Origin of the sequence: Synechococcus sp. R55.7, assembly GCF_047461955.1 — a bacterium.
Taxonomy (GTDB): domain Bacteria; phylum Cyanobacteriota; class Cyanobacteriia; order Thermostichales; family Thermostichaceae; genus Thermostichus.
On record NZ_JANSIC010000395.1, the window covers coordinates 1 to 984 of the forward strand.

The window sequence follows — 984 nt, forward strand, 5'->3', positions numbered from 1 at the left end:
CGGGGCGGAGTCCTTACTGCTCCCATTACTGCTCCCAATAAGTATCGGCGATGGGATCCGCAGGTGTCGCGGGCTCCTGCATTGGCCAGACCCAATCCGTGAGGTCTTGAGAGGGGATCCCTTCCGGTAGCAGCCCATGGCAGCGGGAGCGAAACAGACAACTGTTGCAGCGCTCAGTGTGGGGGGTCATGGGAAAGTCTTGCGCCTCCAGTTGCCGCAGGTGGTTCAGAGTGGCTCTTAGGTGGGCCAGATCCTGCTCGTAGGCGGCGGCGCTGTAATACCGGTGGAAGGGCTGCTGCGGATGTTGCACATACCAAAAGGTCAGTTGCACCTGCTCCGGCTCAAAAGGGCCTTCCAGGGGCAGCTGCTGGGCCACCTCGCAGAGCAGCAGAGGGTAAAGGCGCACCTGCCAGTCTTGGGCCAACTGTTCATCGCGAGGACGTTGACGCTCAGTTTTCCAGTCCAGGATGTGCAGGGATCCGGGGATAATCACCAGCCGATCCAAACGGGCTATCAACTTAAAGCCCTCAATCCGTTGCCACAGGGGCAACTCCGCCAACACCCGTCCCTGGGGATGGGCATGGGGACTGGCCAAAAACACCTGCCACCCCTGCTGCACCACTTCATCCAGGGCAGACAAACGCGGCTCCACCTGCCGCCCGCGGCTGTGCCACTCCACCAAACGGTGAAACTGCCGTCCGCGCCTCTGCTCCAGCTCGTGCTCAAAAACACTGGCAGCGGGCCAGATCAACCGCTCCAGGTACACATAGCGAAACAGGCGGGGGCAATGGTCCAGCAGGGCCAGTGAAGAGGCGGAGAGGTTGACCTGCTCAAGACTCAACCTCTCCAGAGAAGGGGCAGCAGGGATCCCAGACAAAGTGCTCCGCACCGCTGTCGCGAAGGGGAAGAGCTGGCAAGAGGGGGCTAAGTTCCACTGCTCTCAGGATACCCCCACCGCCACCAGGGGTCGCCCAGCGGAGGAGC

The 984-nt window shown here is 61.8% G+C and carries 1 protein-coding gene; it reads right to left on the reverse strand.

The window, feature by feature from the left end; translation table 11 throughout:
* Positions 1 to 25: 25 nt before the first annotated feature.
* Positions 26 to 889 (reverse strand): PD-(D/E)XK nuclease family protein, encoded by an 864-nt coding sequence (locus NW820_RS12725; protein ID WP_414351746.1) that lies wholly within the window; start codon positions 887 to 889, stop codon positions 26 to 28.
* Positions 890 to 984: the final 95 nt, after the last annotated feature.